The 15,345-nt window shown below is 62.1% G+C and carries 15 protein-coding genes; 12 read left to right on the forward strand and 3 right to left on the reverse strand.

Annotated elements, in window-relative coordinates:
- Positions 1-207: 207 nt before the first annotated feature.
- Positions 208-1,848: an EAL domain-containing protein gene (locus WNZ15_RS24960; protein ID WP_342895760.1), complete on the reverse strand. Its 1,641-nt coding sequence runs from the start codon at positions 1,846-1,848 to the stop codon at positions 208-210.
- A gap of 396 nt (positions 1,849-2,244) precedes the next feature.
- Here WNZ15_RS24960 and WNZ15_RS24965 point away from each other — a divergent pair, with 396 nt between their 5' ends.
- Together WNZ15_RS24965 and WNZ15_RS24970 are read left to right on the forward strand one after the other, a co-directional pair.
- Positions 2,245-2,619, forward strand: a complete 375-nt coding sequence (locus WNZ15_RS24965) for a VOC family protein (protein ID WP_342895761.1) — start codon at positions 2,245-2,247, stop codon at positions 2,617-2,619.
- Between the two features lie 12 nt (positions 2,620-2,631).
- A complete protein-coding gene (locus tag WNZ15_RS24970) occupies positions 2,632-3,342 on the forward strand; it encodes a YafY family protein (protein WP_342895762.1) in 711 nt (236 codons plus the stop codon).
- Here WNZ15_RS24970 and WNZ15_RS24975 read toward each other — a convergent pair.
- Positions 3,288-4,163, reverse strand: a complete 876-nt coding sequence (locus WNZ15_RS24975; RefSeq protein ID WP_342895763.1) for a DUF1194 domain-containing protein — start codon at positions 4,161-4,163, stop codon at positions 3,288-3,290. The two genes, WNZ15_RS24970 and WNZ15_RS24975, sit on opposite strands and share 55 nt — an antisense overlap.
- A 169-nt stretch (positions 4,164-4,332) precedes the next feature.
- Between WNZ15_RS24975 and WNZ15_RS24980 the strand changes: the two genes are divergently transcribed.
- From WNZ15_RS24980 to WNZ15_RS25000, 5 genes are all read left to right on the forward strand, one after another.
- Positions 4,333-5,871: a glycosyl hydrolase gene (locus WNZ15_RS24980; protein WP_342895764.1), complete on the forward strand. Its 1,539-nt coding sequence runs from the start codon at positions 4,333-4,335 to the stop codon at positions 5,869-5,871.
- Positions 5,868-6,611, forward strand: coding sequence for an HAD-IIB family hydrolase (locus WNZ15_RS24985; RefSeq protein ID WP_342895765.1), 744 nt, complete (start codon positions 5,868-5,870; stop codon positions 6,609-6,611). Before WNZ15_RS24980 ends, WNZ15_RS24985 begins: the two co-directional genes overlap by 4 nt.
- 107 nt (positions 6,612-6,718) lie before the next feature.
- Entirely contained in the window at positions 6,719-8,014 is a 1,296-nt protein-coding gene (locus WNZ15_RS24990; RefSeq protein ID WP_342895766.1) for a glycosyltransferase, read from the forward strand.
- A gap of 705 nt (positions 8,015-8,719) precedes the next feature.
- Complete coding sequence (gene alaE / locus WNZ15_RS24995; protein ID WP_342895767.1) at positions 8,720-9,130, forward strand: L-alanine exporter AlaE; 411 nt, start codon at positions 8,720-8,722, stop codon at positions 9,128-9,130.
- Positions 9,131-9,201: 71 nt separating this feature from the next.
- Positions 9,202-9,465: a type II toxin-antitoxin system ParD family antitoxin gene (locus tag WNZ15_RS25000; protein WP_342895768.1), complete on the forward strand. Its 264-nt coding sequence runs from the start codon at positions 9,202-9,204 to the stop codon at positions 9,463-9,465.
- Between the two features lie 467 nt (positions 9,466-9,932).
- Here the strand turns inward: WNZ15_RS25000 and WNZ15_RS25005 are convergent, their stop codons facing one another.
- Positions 9,933-10,415, reverse strand: a complete 483-nt coding sequence (locus WNZ15_RS25005; protein WP_342895769.1) for a VOC family protein — start codon at positions 10,413-10,415, stop codon at positions 9,933-9,935.
- A gap of 258 nt (positions 10,416-10,673) precedes the next feature.
- Here WNZ15_RS25005 and WNZ15_RS25010 point away from each other — a divergent pair, with 258 nt between their 5' ends.
- From WNZ15_RS25010 to WNZ15_RS25030, 5 genes are all read left to right on the forward strand, one after another.
- Complete coding sequence (locus WNZ15_RS25010; protein WP_342895770.1) at positions 10,674-10,925, forward strand: hypothetical protein; 252 nt, start codon at positions 10,674-10,676, stop codon at positions 10,923-10,925.
- 86 nt (positions 10,926-11,011) lie between these two features.
- Complete coding sequence (locus WNZ15_RS25015) at positions 11,012-11,680, forward strand: response regulator transcription factor (RefSeq protein WP_342895771.1); 669 nt, start codon at positions 11,012-11,014, stop codon at positions 11,678-11,680.
- The gene (locus WNZ15_RS25020; protein WP_342895772.1) at positions 11,670-13,097 is read left to right on the forward strand and encodes an ATP-binding protein; all 1,428 of its coding nucleotides are present in this window, start codon (positions 11,670-11,672) and stop codon (positions 13,095-13,097) included. Before WNZ15_RS25015 ends, WNZ15_RS25020 begins: the two co-directional genes overlap by 11 nt.
- A gap of 170 nt (positions 13,098-13,267) precedes the next feature.
- Entirely contained in the window at positions 13,268-13,705 is a 438-nt protein-coding gene (locus tag WNZ15_RS25025) for an RT0821/Lpp0805 family surface protein (RefSeq protein ID WP_342895773.1), read from the forward strand.
- 112 nt (positions 13,706-13,817) lie between these two features.
- Entirely contained in the window at positions 13,818-15,299 is a 1,482-nt protein-coding gene (locus WNZ15_RS25030; protein ID WP_342895774.1) for a hypothetical protein, read from the forward strand.
- Positions 15,300-15,345 lie beyond the last annotated feature (46 nt).

The following is a 15,345-nucleotide window of genomic DNA, read 5'->3' on the forward strand; positions in this document are numbered from 1 at the left end:
GCCGCCAACCGGCTGCGCCGACCTTGAGACAGATCAATCGGCAGCGCATTTGCGGTGGCTGAAATCGGTCGGGGCCGATCGATCTGGCTCGAATCCGCAAATGACGGCAAGCCGCCCTGCGGCAGGCCATCCCTGAGCGTTCGGATTTGGAAGGGAGAATTGGGACACCGTCGCCGGCCGGGAGTGCTTCCCGGGCGCAGAAAGTCGTCAGATGGCGGCAGCCTGTTTCAACTTGGGCAAACGGCCTTCCGCGGGCATCCTGTCTTTGAGGGTCTGTTCAAGCAGGTAGAGCGCGAAGTCGCGGATCGGCATGGGCCGGGCGAAATAATAGCCTTGCGCATAGTCGACATTCCGGGTCCGCAGGGACGCAAGCTGTTCGGCGCTCTCGACGCCTTCCGCGCAGACTTTCATGGCATGCGCATCGGCAATGCCGAGGATCGCGTGCACAAAGACCCCGCGCGCGCTCTCCGTCGTCGTGCCGAGGTCGTCGATGAACATCTTGTCGATCTTCACCACGTCGGGGTTCAGGGCCTTGATCTGGGCGAGATTGGAATACCCCGTGCCGAAATCGTCAATCGCGATCTGGCAGCCGATGCTGCGCAGGTACTCGAGCGATTTGGCGATGCTGGTCCCGGTGCCGATGCCGGTTTCCAGGATTTCGCAGCTCAGCGATATGTTCGCCTGCGTCGCGGTTTCGAAAACCGGCGACTTGATCACGGTCTGGATTCGTTCGTCGTCCAGATCCACCTGAAAGAAATTGACGCCGACCTTGAAGCCCGGACGTCCGGCCAGCAGGGGCGTCAGATCCTGCAGCGCCTTCGCGATGATGATCTCCGTGAATTCCCAGGTCAGTCCCTGTTCCTGGATGATGGCAATGAATTCATCGGGAAACAGCTTTCCCTGCGCATCCTCGAATCGCGCCAGAACCTCGCAGCCCTCGCATGTCATCGTGTTCAGGGTCACGAACGGCTGGAAGTGGGGTTCGAAGCCCCTGCCGCCATTCCTGATGGCGCGCCGGATCCGGCCGGCGGGGCTGTTGCGTTGCCGCACGATGCGGCGTAGCCGCTGGGACACGAGAATACCGGTAATGAGACTGAACACGGTGAATATGGCGATCAGGGAATCATTGTCCCTCATGACCTTGCCGGCATGGATCATGGTCAGGTAGCAAAGCCTGACCGGACCGTCGCCGCAAGCATGGGCGTACACATGGCCGAAGACGGGGCCGAAGCTGTCGCGCGACTGTTTCAGCAGGCCGCGGTTTCCCGCCATGTGGAAAAGTTCGGCATCCGGATCCTGCGTGTCCGAGATGTACAGCAGGCCATCGGTGGTTTCCGGAAGGCTCCCGGTCCGGTAAAAGGACACCGCGTAGCGGTTCTTCTTGATGAGAGTGACATCGTCGACACCCGCAACACCCCTGAACGGTGTCCGGTACCAGGCCTCGCGGCCGTCCGAAAACAGGCTGGTGATTTCCGGCGGCCCAAAGTCGAAAGCCGGGTCGAAGCCGCCGAAACTCGAGGCACAGGTCGTTCTGGTATCGCCATCGGGGAAAAACCAGATGTTTGTGATGTGATTGTCGTTGTAGACAATCGTATTGAGCTGGTTCAGGTGCTCGGTGCTGCAATCTTGCGTCGGAAGAGCTTCCAGCTCGGCGTAGAGCCTGTTGCCCCCGTCTATATTGGCAAGCCAGATGCTGAACAGACCCGATGTCCGCTTTTGCAGGTCCCGGTGTGCCTCGAAGGCGATGCCGGACCAGGCCAGCATCATCATCAGGACAAACGTCGTCAGACCGGCGAGAATGGCTGGCAACAGGGGGCGGTTAAAAAGCGTGTTCAGGTGTCGAGCCATTTATGTGCAAGGTTCTCCTGCAGATTTTCTAACGCGCGCGGACTTAAGAACATGTCAACCGGTAGCATTAATGTCACTTAACCCCTTTTCCTTGTGTGAAGGTCGCGGCAACAGCATCCGGAAGGCATGTCTGTCCGCAAACCCGACTGTCTCCGGCGCCGGTATTCTCCGCGGGCTCAAGTCGATGGCCCGGGTAATATTGCTCCGATGTGCCCGCGGGGTGTCATTGCTGGCCCGATATTGTCACGCGACATTCGAAGCGACGCAAAGGTACGAAAATTTGTTCTGTTTTCACATGATCTTGCAAAAGACAGGCTGAGGCTTTCTCCTGACAGGAGGCTGTCAGGAGGGGTTTGCTAAGCGTGGTCTCCGTTACACCAACGAAGGAGACGTCCGATGAGCTTTACACCCGATAATTTCACGATCTGGATGGAAATCCCGGTTTCGGATCTGGACAAGGCGATCCGCTTTTACAACGACGTGTTCAAGACGGACCTTGGACGGGTCAAGGACATGGGCCCGAACGAATTTGCAATGTTTCCAACGAAAGAGCAGGGTGGCGTCGCGGGGCACCTCTATCCGGGAACGCCCGCGCAGAAGGGAACGGGGCCGACCATTCACCTGGCTTGCCCGGACAGCCTGGAAGCAACCATGGAACGATTTGCGAAAGCAGGTGGCGAAGTCATCTCCGATCCGATCGCAATTCCGGCGGGCCGCTTTGCCTATGGCATCGATCCGGACGGCAATTCGGTCGGAATGTTCGCTTCCTGAGGACCTGACGTCATGAGACGAGCCGACCGCCTGTTTCAGATCGTGCAATACCTGCGCGGCGGTCGGCTCGTCAGGGCCCGGCAGCTGTCCGAATGGCTGGAGGTCTCCGAAAGGACGATCTATCGCGATGTGGTCGACCTTCAGGCCTCCGGTGTGCCGATCGAGGGCGCGGCCGGTGTCGGCTACATCCTGCGGGATGGCTATGACCTGCCGCCGCTCATGTTCACACGCGACGAAATCGTTGCCCTGCTGGCCGGCGCGCGTCTCATCAGGGCCTGGGGCGGTGTCGCCATGGCCAGGGCCGCCGAGGAGGCAATGGTCAAGATTGATGCTGTCCTGCCGGAAAAGAGGCGGATACGTCAGAACGAGATCGAGATCCATGCCTTCGCGCCGGAAATGACCCAGCAGGTCCGGGCACATATCGATTTTCTGGAGGTCGCGGCGGATGCGCGCAAACGGTTGTCGATCGCCTACAGCGACAGCAAGGGCGATCCGAGCCGCCGGGTGATCCGGCCTCTGGGGCTCTGGTTCTGGGGCAAGGTCTGGACGCTCGTTGCCTGGTGCGAACTCCGCCAGGACTTTCGTGTCTTCCGCCTCGACCGGATTTCCGAACTGCGGGAAGAAGGCGACAATTTCGCTGCCGAGCCGGGCAAGACCCTCAAGGATTTCTACCGCTCGTTCGAGGAGGAGGAGGGCAAGGACAAACGCAAGCGCGATGCCTGAAGGGCCCGCGACGGAGGAACGTGATCCTGAACGATGCGGCTCCCGGCGAAAAGCATCTCCGGCGGGGCCGTATCCTCGTCCAGAGCGGCGTAGCCGTTGCCGAAGATCTCCCGCAGGAGCTTGCGCTTCATGGCGACGGCATAGTCGTCATAGGTCGCCGCCACCTCGACGAAGGCACCGGGGCCCCTGATGACCTTGGCGCTGTAATAGCGCGCCGCCGGCGTATCGGCGCCGGAAATGACCAGCCCGTTGACTGTAACGCCCTCGAAGTTGAACGCCTTGTAGGCGCTTTCCGGGCCGAAGCCGTCGTTGTTGATGCCATCCCCGGCAACGTCGATGACCTTGCGGGCACAGCGCCGGGGCGCCTGTTGCATGCGCACCGCGGCATGCCCGAGGGCGTAGCCGATCGCGGTGGGGAACTCCGTGTAGCCGCGCGGCGCCTGGCGCAGGATCTCGGCGGCCTCGTTCGCGCTGGCATTGTCCCAAAGGTGCTTCCAGCCGAGTTGCTCCAGTTGCTTGTACCGGCCACTCCACTCGAAACTGGTCACCCAGATGCCGCCGACGGCAATGATCGCCTGGACCACTTCGGGATCGCGAAGCGCATCCGCAAGACCGTTGATCTGGAGCGCGTGTTCTTGCGCATCGACGCTTGCCGAACCATCCATTGCAAGCACAAGCGACAGCGAGCAGGCATGTGCCTGCGGTGCGCAGCCGAGCAGAAAGGTGACGGTGAGGACCCGCTGCAACCACCCCATGACACCTCGTTCGCGCAGGAAAAACCGGCGCCGGGACATCAAGGGCTGCAAGCGACGACCGGACATGTTGAAATCCTAGAGCCTTTGAGGAAGATGGCAAATCAATTGAGCGGGAAAGGGACCCGGGCCTCGCGGCGCCGAACAGGACCCTCCCGTGACTGCCGAAATGCTGCACTGCAAATTTTTTTCCGTGAGCCTCTTGAACCGGCCGAAACAACTGGGGCAGGGTTAGGGCATGTATGCATCACATGGATTTCTGCGGTCTGATATCGGCGACGTCGATGTCGTTTATCATGACGGCACCTATCATCTCTTCCATCTGGTGCTGCCCAATCACGACTTCATCGCCCATGCGGTCAGTTCCGACGGAATGACCTGGCGCCGGGTCAGGAACGCGCTGTTTGTCGGCGAACCGGGAGACTGGGACGACGACATGCTGTGGACGATGCATGTCACACCCGACCCCGACCGTCCGGGCGAATGGCGCATGTTCTATACGGGCCTGGCGCGGTCCGAACACGGCCGGGTGCAAAGGGTCGGCGTGGCCCGTTCAACGGATCTCTATCACTGGGACCGCTGCAATCACGGCCACTATCCGCTCGAAATTCCCGCGCCGCACTACGAGAGCTCGATCGACGAGGGCCGGCGCTGGGTCAGCTTCCGGGACCCGTTTTTCTATCAGGACGCGGAGACCGGCGACCGGCTTCTGCTCAGCACGGCGCGGATCAAGGACGGACCGGTCATCCGCCGGGGCTGTGTCGGACTGGCGCGGGAAGTGACGCCCGATGTATTCGACTTCGAGGCACCGCTGTACCGTCCCGGACTCTACGACGATGTCGAGGTGCCGAACCTGTTCAAGCTGGACGGGCGCTTCTACCTGATGGGATCGATCCGGGAGGATATCAAGATCCACTACTGGTATGCCGACTCGCTCGAAGGCCCGTACCAGAACTTCTTCAACAACGTGATCCTGCCGACGGGCAACTACGCGGGCCGCATCTGCCGCACCGACGACAAGTTGCTGTTGTTCAACTTCTTCTCCAAGACGGAAAATGTCTACGGACGCGAAGTGGTGAAGAAGCTGTTGCCGCCGCCGAAGGAAATGGTCACGGACAGTGCCGGGCGTCTGAAACTGAAATCCAGTTCGGTGTTCGATTCGCTCATCACCGGGCGGCAGATCGTGACCGCGTCGTACCAGTGCAAGTTCCTTTACGACAATCCGCATGCGTCCGCGGTCGACCGGCCCGACGGCCTGCACCTGTCGTGCAAGAGCGGATACGAGGCCTTCATGGTGCCCGGACAGCATGAGGACTTCCGGCTGCGCGCCAGTCTGATGCTGGAAGGGCTCGGCAAGACCGGACTGGTCCTGCGCATGAACGAGGAGGGCGACGGCTATTACCTGTCGCTGGACCTGGTCAACGGCGTCGCCCAGATCCGCGCCTGGGGGGCGAACCCGACACCGGAATTCGAACATGCCTTCCGCTACGAACCCCTTCAGGAAGCGCAATTCCGGGGCAGCGATCACGGCCCCTGGTGGATCGAGGTGGTTGCCCACGGCATGTATCTGGAGTTCTCCATCGACGGCCATGTCGTGCTGTCGCTGGTCGATGACAGTTTCACCGAAGGCGGCATCGGCTTCTACACCGAAAGCGCGGCGGTCTGCCTGAAGGATCTTCACGTCGAGACCCTGAGCCGGCCTGTCAGCGAGGACGCCGTTGAAACGGTCTACACCGCGACGAACCCGGCCCCCGATACGGAGGCGGAGGACTTGTGAGTGAGGCGAACGGCAGTCCGGATCAGTGGCTGCTGGTCAGCGACATCGACGACACCCTGACCGGAAGCCGCGCCGACCTCGCTCGATTGTGGGATCGTCTCAAGGCGCACCCCGGCACCATCCGCCTTGCCCTGAACTCGAGCCGGCCGGCCGCGAGCGTGGACAGGACACTCGCGGATTATTTTCCGGACGACTTCCGGCCGGATGCGATCATCACCGGTTTGGGAACCGAAATACGTCTGGGCCGTTCCTTTCTGGACACCTGGCGCCGGCAATTCATTGACTGGCCCGACAGGGAAATCCGCAAACTGGTCGAGGGCATGGGCTACACAGCGCACGAGGACATCTTCCAGACCGAGGGCAAGGCGAGTTTCGCCGTGTCCGGCCGGGAGGACGCGGACAGGGTTCTGGAGCGTCTCCGGAAGGAGGGCATTGCCTTCAGGTCGATCTATTCCGGTGCCGCCGATCTGGACATCCTGGCGCCCGAAGCCGGCAAGGACGCCGCCATGCGTCACCTTGCCGGGCACCTGGGCATCCCTGTCGAGCGGACTGTCGCAGCGGGCGATTCAGGCAACGACCTGGCCTTGTTCGAGGCCGCCGGCCGCGCCATCGCGGTCGGCAACGCGCGCGAGGAACTGCTCGCGGCCATGCCGCGTCACAAGACCTATCGCGCGACCGCGCATCACGCCGCCGGGGTTCTCGAGGGGCTGATCGAATTCGGCCTGCTGCCGGAGCAGTAGGCCGCATGTCCCGACCTGCCGGAACACGGCGGGCGGATCGACGACCAAAAACAAAAAAATGGCCTGGGAAGATGGAGCCACACGCCCACAGGAAAAGGTTGGACCACATGAACAAGCACAACATCGGATCACTTCTGATGATTTCGCTGCACGGCTATGTCGCGGGCTCGCCCGAACTCGGAAAACCGGACACGGGCGGCCAGGTGGTTTTCGTGCTGGAGCTTGCCAAGCGCTTTGCCCGGCTCGGCTACAGGGTCGATGTCATGACCCGCCAGTTTGAAGGCCAGCCGGCCGAGGATTTCGTCAATGACAATCTGCGCGTGGTGCGCGTTCCCTTCGGCGGCGACGACTTCATCCGCAAGGAGGACATGCACGACTGGTACGGCGATTTTGTCACCAACGCCCTTGCCATGATCCGTCACCGCAACATCCAGTACGATGTCATCAACAGCCACTACTGGGATGCGGGCGTCTCGGGTCAGAAAATCGCCGAGGAACTGCAGATCCCCCATATCCACACGCCGCATTCGCTCGGCTGGTGGAAACGCCACGACATGGCCGGAGCCAGCGAAGAGGAGATGGCGGGCTACCGCTTCGAGGAACGCATCCAGAAGGAATTCGTGCTCTACCGCAATTGCGATCATGTCATTGCGACGACCGAGCAGCAGACAGACCTGATCGTCGAGCAGTATCAGCTCCCCAGGGACCATATCTCCATGATCCCGCCCGGGATCGACGAAGGCCGCTTTACGCCCGCCACGCCGGGCAAGGTGGCGGCAGTGCGCCAGAAACACGATTTTCGGGACACCGATATCTACGTCGTCGGCCGGGCCGCCGAGAACAAGGGGTACGACCTTGCGATCGAGGCCCTTCCCAGCCTTCTGAAGCTTCAGCCGGACGCACGTCTCGTGCTGGCGGCGGGCGCCAATTCGGACAGCGACATCGCCCTCCTGGACCAGTGGAAGCAGGTCGCTGCCGAAAAGGGCGTGGCGGATTCCATAAGCTGGCGAGGATATGTCGCCGACGAGGACCTTGCCGATTTCTACCGGGCGCCGGGCATCTTCGCATTGCCGTCCCGCTACGAGCCCTTCGGCATGACGGCGGTCGAAGCCATGGCCTGCGGCACGCCGACCGTGGTCACGGTCCATGGCGGCCTGTTCGACCAGATCGAGTTTGGCCGCCATGCCCTGGTCGCCGATCCGAAGCGGCCGGAGGAATTCGCCGCCATGCTGAACATGCCGATGCAATATCCCTGGCTGCGCGAGACCCTGTCCGTTGAAGGCGCCCGCTTCGCCCGGCGCGTCTTCGGCTGGACCGGCATCGCCCGCCGCACCCTGCAGGTGTTCGACCACTTCAAGGGCCGTTACGATGATTTGCAGACGGATGAGTTGGTGGCTTTGTAGGGGAGTGGCCGTTTCGGGATAGACTGGCCGGTCAAGTGCGCTCTGAGGCGCGGCAGCGCTTGCGCCTGTCTCTGCTGTCATCAACTCCGTTGATCGAAAAAGAGGCTAACTACCCCCTCTCGGTGTCACCCCGGCCAAGCGCAGCGCCGAGCCGGGGCCTACTCGCGATGCCGCTTGCAGAAGCAACAGCGGTTTGCGCAAGCCGTGCTGCGAATGGCTGCACTCCTGTCGCTGGCCAGGAGGTTCGCATATGCGGTGATTCACAGGACATCCAACAGAAGCTCTGCAAACGAGTAGGCCCCGGATCTTCGCTGCGCTGCGTCCGGGGTGACCCCGAGGGTGGTGATCAGCCTCTTCTTGATTCAACAGAGTTGATGACGCCGAGAGGGGGGCCCCACTCGGCTGCAAGCGGAGAGAGCTATCGGGACCCGCAGCCCCGCCACCCCCGAGGCGCCTTCCCCGCCACCGCGCGGGGATCTAGCCCACCTCGCTCCGCGACGCGCGCCTCGCGGAACACTCTCATGTCATGGTCGAACGGGTTCCTGTTTGTTGAGCTTGGTAGAATTGTCCCGGCCTTCGTTGTGTGCCTTCTGACGGCCCGACTGGTAGCCGATCGCCGCGGATGCATCGGTTCAGCCCGTTGGCGTCCGTAGATGAAACCGCCGGGTTGATTTACTTGTGCCCCTGGCATGTTAAAGGGCTTTCATGCGCACCTCGATCATCGACACCATTGCCACGATTGTGTTTTTCACCGTGTTCGCAACCTTTTCGGAACTCGTGATCGCGGGAATGGACCTTGCCTCCGTCCTGACGACCCGGCTTGTCATGATCCCGGTGATGATCGCGACGGGACGCCCCTACACCTTCTGGCGCGACTGGCTTTTCTCACAGGTGCAACCGCGCGGGCGTTTGAGCGCCGTGGCGGCGGATATTGCCGCCTTTCTGGTGTTCCAGGTCCCCGTCTATGGGGCGACGCTCATGATCGCGGGGGCGAGCGCGACGGAAGCCCTCTTCGCGATCGGTTCGGCCATTGTGTTCATGGTCCTGCTTGCGCGGCCATTCGGCCTGTTCGTGGAACTCTTTCGTCGCCTGTTCGGCATCGAACAGGCTCGGTGATACGCGCCCCTCATGCTGACATCTGAATCATAAGTATGATAAAGTATGCCGTGACCGCAGGAGGGACCCTTATGGCCGCAGTAGAACGAATGACGATCACCATGCCCCCCGAACTGGCCGAAACCTTGCGCCAGACGGTTGCCGGTGGGGAATATGCCTCGACGAGTGAAGTTGTCCGCGAGGCATTGCGCGACTGGACCCGCAAACGGGACACGGAGCGGCAGGAGCTGGAAGCCTTGCGCGCGGCGATCAAGGCCGGTCTGGACAGCGGCCCGGCCATTCCCGCGGATCAGATCTTCGCGGAACTCCGCGCGCGGTACACAGCGAAACCCTGACCCGTGCCTGACCTGGTTATTCTGCCTGCTGCCCGGGATGATCTTGTTGAAATCGGAGACTTCATCGCCCGCGACAGTCCTGATCGTGCGGTGTCGTTTCTCGCCGAGAACGAAGCCACGATGCGCCAGGCCGCCGAACGTCCCGATCGTTTTCCCCGGCGTGACGATATGTGCGAGGGCGTGCGTTCACGCTCGACACGGGCGCTACCTGATTTTCTGACTTCAAGCAAGCGACGAGGTGAGAGATGTCCGTGTGCTGCACGGGGCACGTGATTTGCCGGTTGCGTTGGGCTGAGGGATGCGTGTGTTCACGGGGGCACAAGACGTCGCCTCGAATGCTGTCGCTAACCGTGGCTGATTGAATGCCCGGCCAGGGCTCGGAGCGGACCTTTTGCTGGGGGTTAAACTAAGGTCCGCAATGCGGACGAAGTTGCCGTTCGTGGTTTTTAGGCGGATGGCCGCTTTTATTAGCCTGCCGGTTGTTCCAGCTCTAAAATGTTGCCTTCCGGATCGCGGACATAGACGATCAAGTGGGGCTGATCCTGCGTGCCGAAGTTTGTGACTTCCCCTTGCAGACTTCCACCCGACTGCACCACCGTGCTGATAGAATCGTATAAGTCATCTACCTCGAACGCGAGATGTGCATATCCGGTTTCGTTGACCGCAGGCTTAGGTCGTTCCAAGGTCTTGCTGTAAGCCAATATCTCCAGAAACGGCCCCTGAACGTCAGGCAAGTTTAACCAGATTGCATAGATGTCGGAGTTTGGAAGACCGTTACCACGCGAGACGATTGCCCCAGACAGTTGTTTTGGCGGTCTTCTTTCAACGAACCCAAAAGCCCTTTTGTAGAAGGCCGAGAGTGCGTCTGCATCGCGTGCAGTCAGACTTACATGCAACAACTTCAAAACCAGTGCCCTTATCTGGTTCGACGGAGTTGGCGCATAGGCCAAGCGCTAGCAAAGCCGACCTTCATATGAAGTGCGGCATCGGTCAATAGGGCTCGGAGCAGACCTTTGCTGCGCATCACTCGAATGATGGCTCAGGGCCGGAAGTCACGGTGCATGCAATTGCTCTGAGGGCCTGTTTCGCCGAAACGAGGGCCGGGACCTGACGGTTCCTCCCACCCCCATTCCCCGGTTCAGCTTGCGTTCATGTGAAATTGATTACACCTTGCCCAACACTTCGTGAGCAGAACCGGAATCGGACCCGTGAAACAGATATTTTTCCTATTCATATTCTTGTGCGCCGCGGCGGCTCCGGCGCAGGCGGCCTGTCTGTCGGATGCGCAGGCCCGCAAGGTCGTTGCCAGCGGCAAGGCGGCACCGCTGGGTTCTGTCGCCGGCCGGGTGAAGGGGGACATTCTGAAAGCCCAGCTTTGTGAGCAGGGCGGCGGTTATGTCTATGTGCTGTCGGTCAAGAACGGCGGCAAGGTGACAACTGTCACAGTCAACGCCCGTTAGGGAGCGCTTAAGTTGGTACCCCGAGGGGCACCGCATCCGTTGGCACAGCCGTCTCACCACACTGAACCTTTGAAAAGCTGGACCTCATGCGCATTCTTGTTGTTGAAGACGACACCGATCTGAACCGCCAGCTCGTCACTGCCCTGGAGGAGGCCGGCTATGTGGTCGACAGCGCCACGGACGGCGAGGACGGGCATCATCTGGGCGATACCGAACCCTATGACGCGGTGGTGCTGGATCTGGGCCTGCCGACGCTGGACGGTCTGTCGGTTCTGGAAACCTGGCGCCGGGACGGGCGCACCATGCCGGTGCTGATCCTGACGGCCCGCGACCGCTGGTCCGACAAGGTCGCCGGGATCGATGCCGGCGCGGACGACTATGTCGCCAAGCCCTTTCACATGGAGGAGGTGCTGGCCAGGGTGCGCGCGCTGGTCCGGCGCGCCGCCGGGCATGCCTCCAACGAGCTGACCTGCGGACCTGTCCGGCTCGATCTGCGCGCCGGCCGGGTGACGGTTAATGGCGGCGCGATCAAGCTGACCTCCCATGAATACCGTCTGCTGTCCTATCTGCTGCATCACCAGGGCAAGGTGATATCGAGGACGGAGCTGACCGAGCACCTGTACGATCAGGACTTCGACCGGGATTCCAACACGGTCGAGGTGTTTGTCGGCCGCTTGCGCAAGAAGATCGGCTCGGATCTGATCGAGACCATCCGGGGCCTCGGCTACCGCCTTGGAGCCGCAGGTGACGACTGATCCGGCCGCCCCGGCCGCAATCCGGCAGACGTCCGGGCCGCAGCGGTCGCTGTCGGCCCGTCTGGTCTTTGTTGCCGCCATCTGGTCCGCGGTCGCGCTGGCGTTGGCCGGCATCTTTCTGGTGAGCCTTTACCAGCGGGCGAGCGAACGGGCCTTCGATGCCCAGCTCGAAATTCACATCAACGCCCTGATTTCGGAAATGCTGCAAACCGACGTGGACGGTTCGCCGGCCACGCCACGGGCGCAGGTGACCGCGCCGAGCTACCGGGGCGACCCGCGCTTCTCGTTGCCCTTGTCCGGCTGGTACTGGACTGTGCGCCGGGCGGATGACCCGTCTATCCTTTATGCATCGCAATCCCTTGTCGGCGATCCGCTGAACGCGCCTGCGATCGGGCAGGACGACACCAGCGCCGGGTTCATCGTCGGACCGAAGGGCGACGAGATCCGGGTCCTGCAGCAGCGCATCACCATCGAGGATGTTCCCTATGTCATCGCCGTGGGCGCTTCGACAGCGGTTTTCTGGGCGGAAGTTTCCGAGTTCGGGCGCCTGGTCGCGCTGACCCTGTGCATCGTCGGCATCGGGCTGATCCTTGCGATCTTCCTGCAGGTCCGGATCGGTTTGCGCCCGCTGGGCCGGCTGCGCGCCTCGCTCACCGCCGTGCGCCAGGGGGAGGCGGACCGGATAGACGAGGCCCTGCCGCGCGAGATCGCGCCGCTGGCGGTCGAACTGAACGCGCTGATCGTTTCCAACAGGGAGATCGTCGAGCGGGCCCGGACCCATGTGGGCAATCTGGCGCATGGTCTGAAGACCCCGCTGTCGGTGATCGCCAACGAGGCGCGGGCCTCGGGAGGTCCGCTGGCCGACAAGGTCTCCGAACAGGCGGGGATCATGTCCACCCAGATCCAGCATCACCTGGAGCGGGCGCGCATGGCGGCGCAGCACCGTGTCATCGGGGTGTCCTGCGAGACCGAACCGGTGCTGTCCAGGCTGATCCGCGCCATGGACAAGATCTACCGGGACAAGGGCATGGAGATCGGCTTCGATCAGCAGGAGGAGGTCCGTTTCCGCGGAGAAAGCCAGGATCTTGAGGAAATGGGTGGCAACCTCATCGACAATGCCTGCAAATGGGCCGGCTCCAGGGTCACTGTCCGTGTCGCGCCGCTGATCGATCCCGCCAGCAACAGGGACATGTTCGCCATCACGGTGGAGGATGACGGACCGGGGCTGACACCCGGCCAGCGGGCCGAGGCCGTCAAGCGCGGCAGACGGCTTGACGAGACCGTTCCGGGAACCGGTCTCGGACTGTCGATCGTCGCCGATCTCGTGGCCCTTTACGGCGGTACGTTCGATCTGGACGGGTCCGATCTGGGAGGATTGAGAGCGCGGCTCGTCCTTCCGGCGCTGCGCAAGGAATAGCGGCTATCTGTCGGTCTTCGCCGGAGCGGCGATGCCGCTACCGTGATAAAGTGTGACACAAATCACACCCACAAAGACCTGTTTGTGGCCAAGTTCGGCCACAAATGGAAAATAACAATGAGTCGATTGCCGGCACGCGCCGGTTTCCACCCCTCCGGGAGCTTTCACGCATGCGTTTGCGCGGTGCCACATGTCTTGCTCTTGCCATGGTCCTGGCCGGATGCTCCCTGACGTCCGGTTCCAAGGAACCGGCTGGTTGGGGAAGCTTCTTCGGCGACCCGAACGCGAATGGGACCAGGTCGGAGGCAAATACGGCGATATCCGTCCTCGTGAACAACGAATTGGGCGATGCGCTCGATCCATCCGATCGCCGGGCCGCGGAAGAGGCGCAGGACAGGGCGTTGCGCGCGCGCGGTGTCGGCGTCTCGGTGGCATGGCAGAACGATCGCACGGGACGCAGCGGCCAGGTCCGGCCCGGCCCCGTCTATTTCGTCAATGACACCAGTTGCCGGGAATTCACCCACGAGATGGTGGTCAACGGACGCGTGCTTCAGGCGCGCGGGGCCGCCTGCGAATCCGAACGCGGCAAGTGGCAGGTGATCGGCTGACCTGTTCCGGGAGCCATTTTCCGGCCGCCAAGTGACTGCTTTTTCTCAATACTTGCTTAAGTCTTCTGCCGTTAGTATCGCCGCCAAAGGGATCGCGATGTTGATGCTGTGAATGACCTATTCGGACCAGCTTGAAACCAAACTGAAGACTTACCTCAGCAGCCTGCGCCCCCAAGCGGTCCAGGCTTTGGTCCGAAATCTGGAACGGGCGAAGACCCGGAAGGATGCCGACCCGAATCTTCAGTTGGTCCTGTCAGCCGCCGTGGCGCTGTTGCGCAAGCCGCAGCCGGTCCTCACGGATGTTCCCGGTGGTGAGCAGCGGCGCGGCCAGATCCAGCGCATGTTCTTCGCACCGCTGACGGCCTTTCTCATCAATGAAACCCTGCCGAACCGGCAGGAAGGCCGCGTTCACCGCGGCATGCTTGACCGCGTCTGGAAATGGCTCGGCCGTGATGTGATGTCGGCCGATGTCCGCATGGTTCTCGAACAGGCAGGCAATGCCGCCGTCAGCGGCGAGCGCATCGATGCGCTCGTTCAGGCCATGCGCTCGCGCGCGGTCGAGGCTGTCGGTGAAAAGCTGCGCCAGGCAGAGATCTCCGAAAAGGAACACCGCCGGATGGCGGCCGAACTCGGCGGCGCGCGCGGCATTGCCGAATTGCGCGACATCCAGAAGATCTTTGCGGCCGAACGCTGGTTGATGCCGTTCCTTCAGAACATTCCGGACCGCATCAATGAAAACCGGCTGAAGCGCGACACCGATGTCCTGCGAATGGTGGGCAACTGCTCCGCGCGCTTTCCGGACCATGTGCCGGTGATCGCGGCAGCCCTGGTGGAACGCGCCGAGACGCCCTCCGCCCTGTGTGCCTTCGCGGGCCGTCTGGCCGGCGACAGCGATGCCAAGGCGATTGCAGGGTCGCCGTTCGCCCCGTTCGTGGACATGGTCATGAGCGAAGCCGAACGGTTGCAGATCCTGGCCCTCGATCACCGCAACCACAATCCGGACCCGGTCGCCTTTTCACAGGCCCTGTCCGAATATCACACGCTGGTCCGCGGCGTCGAACGCGATATGGACCTGTCGGCAGCCGGCAAGTGGCAAAAACAGCTCGCCGACACCAAACGCAGCATTTCAGGTGTGGTCACCGGAGAACTGAACGGCGCCCACAGCAGCGTCCGCAAGGCACTGCAGGTGCCCAAGTTTGACGAGACCGGAACGTTGCAGGTGGACAAGAAGGCGATAGACGATGCCGTGCGCGCCCTTCGTGTCGTCAACATGGTGCGCAATGCATCCGAGACATTCGCCGTGAACGACATCGGCAAGCGCACCCGGCAAGCCGTCGAACAGACGCTCGAGATCCTCGCCCGGTCCCTGATCACGGATCTGGGGAAACTGCGTGCTCCCCAGTTGGAGGCCCAGATGGCGGCGGCGGACGTGGCCATCATGCTGTCCGAAATCTATTTCGGTTCGGATTATGCCGCCCAGTTGCGCCGCAGCCGTCAATCCGCCCTGGCCAAGGCCCACGCCAATCAGGCTGGCACGGCGGGCGCGCCAAGTCCGGAGCGCAAGCTCGTCGCCAATGCGCTCGGCCGTCGCTGAACTTTCGTCTTCCGCCCCTGAATGCCGAGCCGTTCGGGCAACTGCC

The sequence above is a fragment of the Roseibium sp. AS2 genome (assembly GCF_038900065.1).
Lineage (GTDB): Bacteria > Pseudomonadota > Alphaproteobacteria > Rhizobiales > Stappiaceae > Roseibium.

What these genes read in the sequence shown, in the direction of transcription:
- WNZ15_RS24960 (WP_342895760.1), bottom strand. Translation starts at nt 1,848, where the DNA reads ATGGCTCGACACCTGAACACGCTTTTTAACCGCCCCCTGTTGCCAGCC.
- WNZ15_RS24965 (WP_342895761.1), top strand. Translation starts at nt 2,245, where the DNA reads ATGAGCTTTACACCCGATAATTTCACGATCTGGATGGAAATCCCGGTT.
- WNZ15_RS24970 (WP_342895762.1), top strand. Translation starts at nt 2,632, where the DNA reads ATGAGACGAGCCGACCGCCTGTTTCAGATCGTGCAATACCTGCGCGGC.
- WNZ15_RS24975 (WP_342895763.1), bottom strand. Translation starts at nt 4,163, where the DNA reads ATGTCCGGTCGTCGCTTGCAGCCCTTGATGTCCCGGCGCCGGTTTTTC.
- WNZ15_RS24980 (WP_342895764.1), top strand. Translation starts at nt 4,333, where the DNA reads ATGTATGCATCACATGGATTTCTGCGGTCTGATATCGGCGACGTCGAT.
- WNZ15_RS24990 (WP_342895766.1), top strand. Translation starts at nt 6,719, where the DNA reads ATGAACAAGCACAACATCGGATCACTTCTGATGATTTCGCTGCACGGC.
- alaE (WP_342895767.1), top strand. Translation starts at nt 8,720, where the DNA reads ATGCGCACCTCGATCATCGACACCATTGCCACGATTGTGTTTTTCACC.
- WNZ15_RS25000 (WP_342895768.1), top strand. Translation starts at nt 9,202, where the DNA reads ATGGCCGCAGTAGAACGAATGACGATCACCATGCCCCCCGAACTGGCC.
- WNZ15_RS25015 (WP_342895771.1), top strand. Translation starts at nt 11,012, where the DNA reads ATGCGCATTCTTGTTGTTGAAGACGACACCGATCTGAACCGCCAGCTC.
- WNZ15_RS25025 (WP_342895773.1), top strand. Translation starts at nt 13,268, where the DNA reads ATGCGTTTGCGCGGTGCCACATGTCTTGCTCTTGCCATGGTCCTGGCC.
- WNZ15_RS25030 (WP_342895774.1), top strand. Translation starts at nt 13,818, where the DNA reads ATGACCTATTCGGACCAGCTTGAAACCAAACTGAAGACTTACCTCAGC.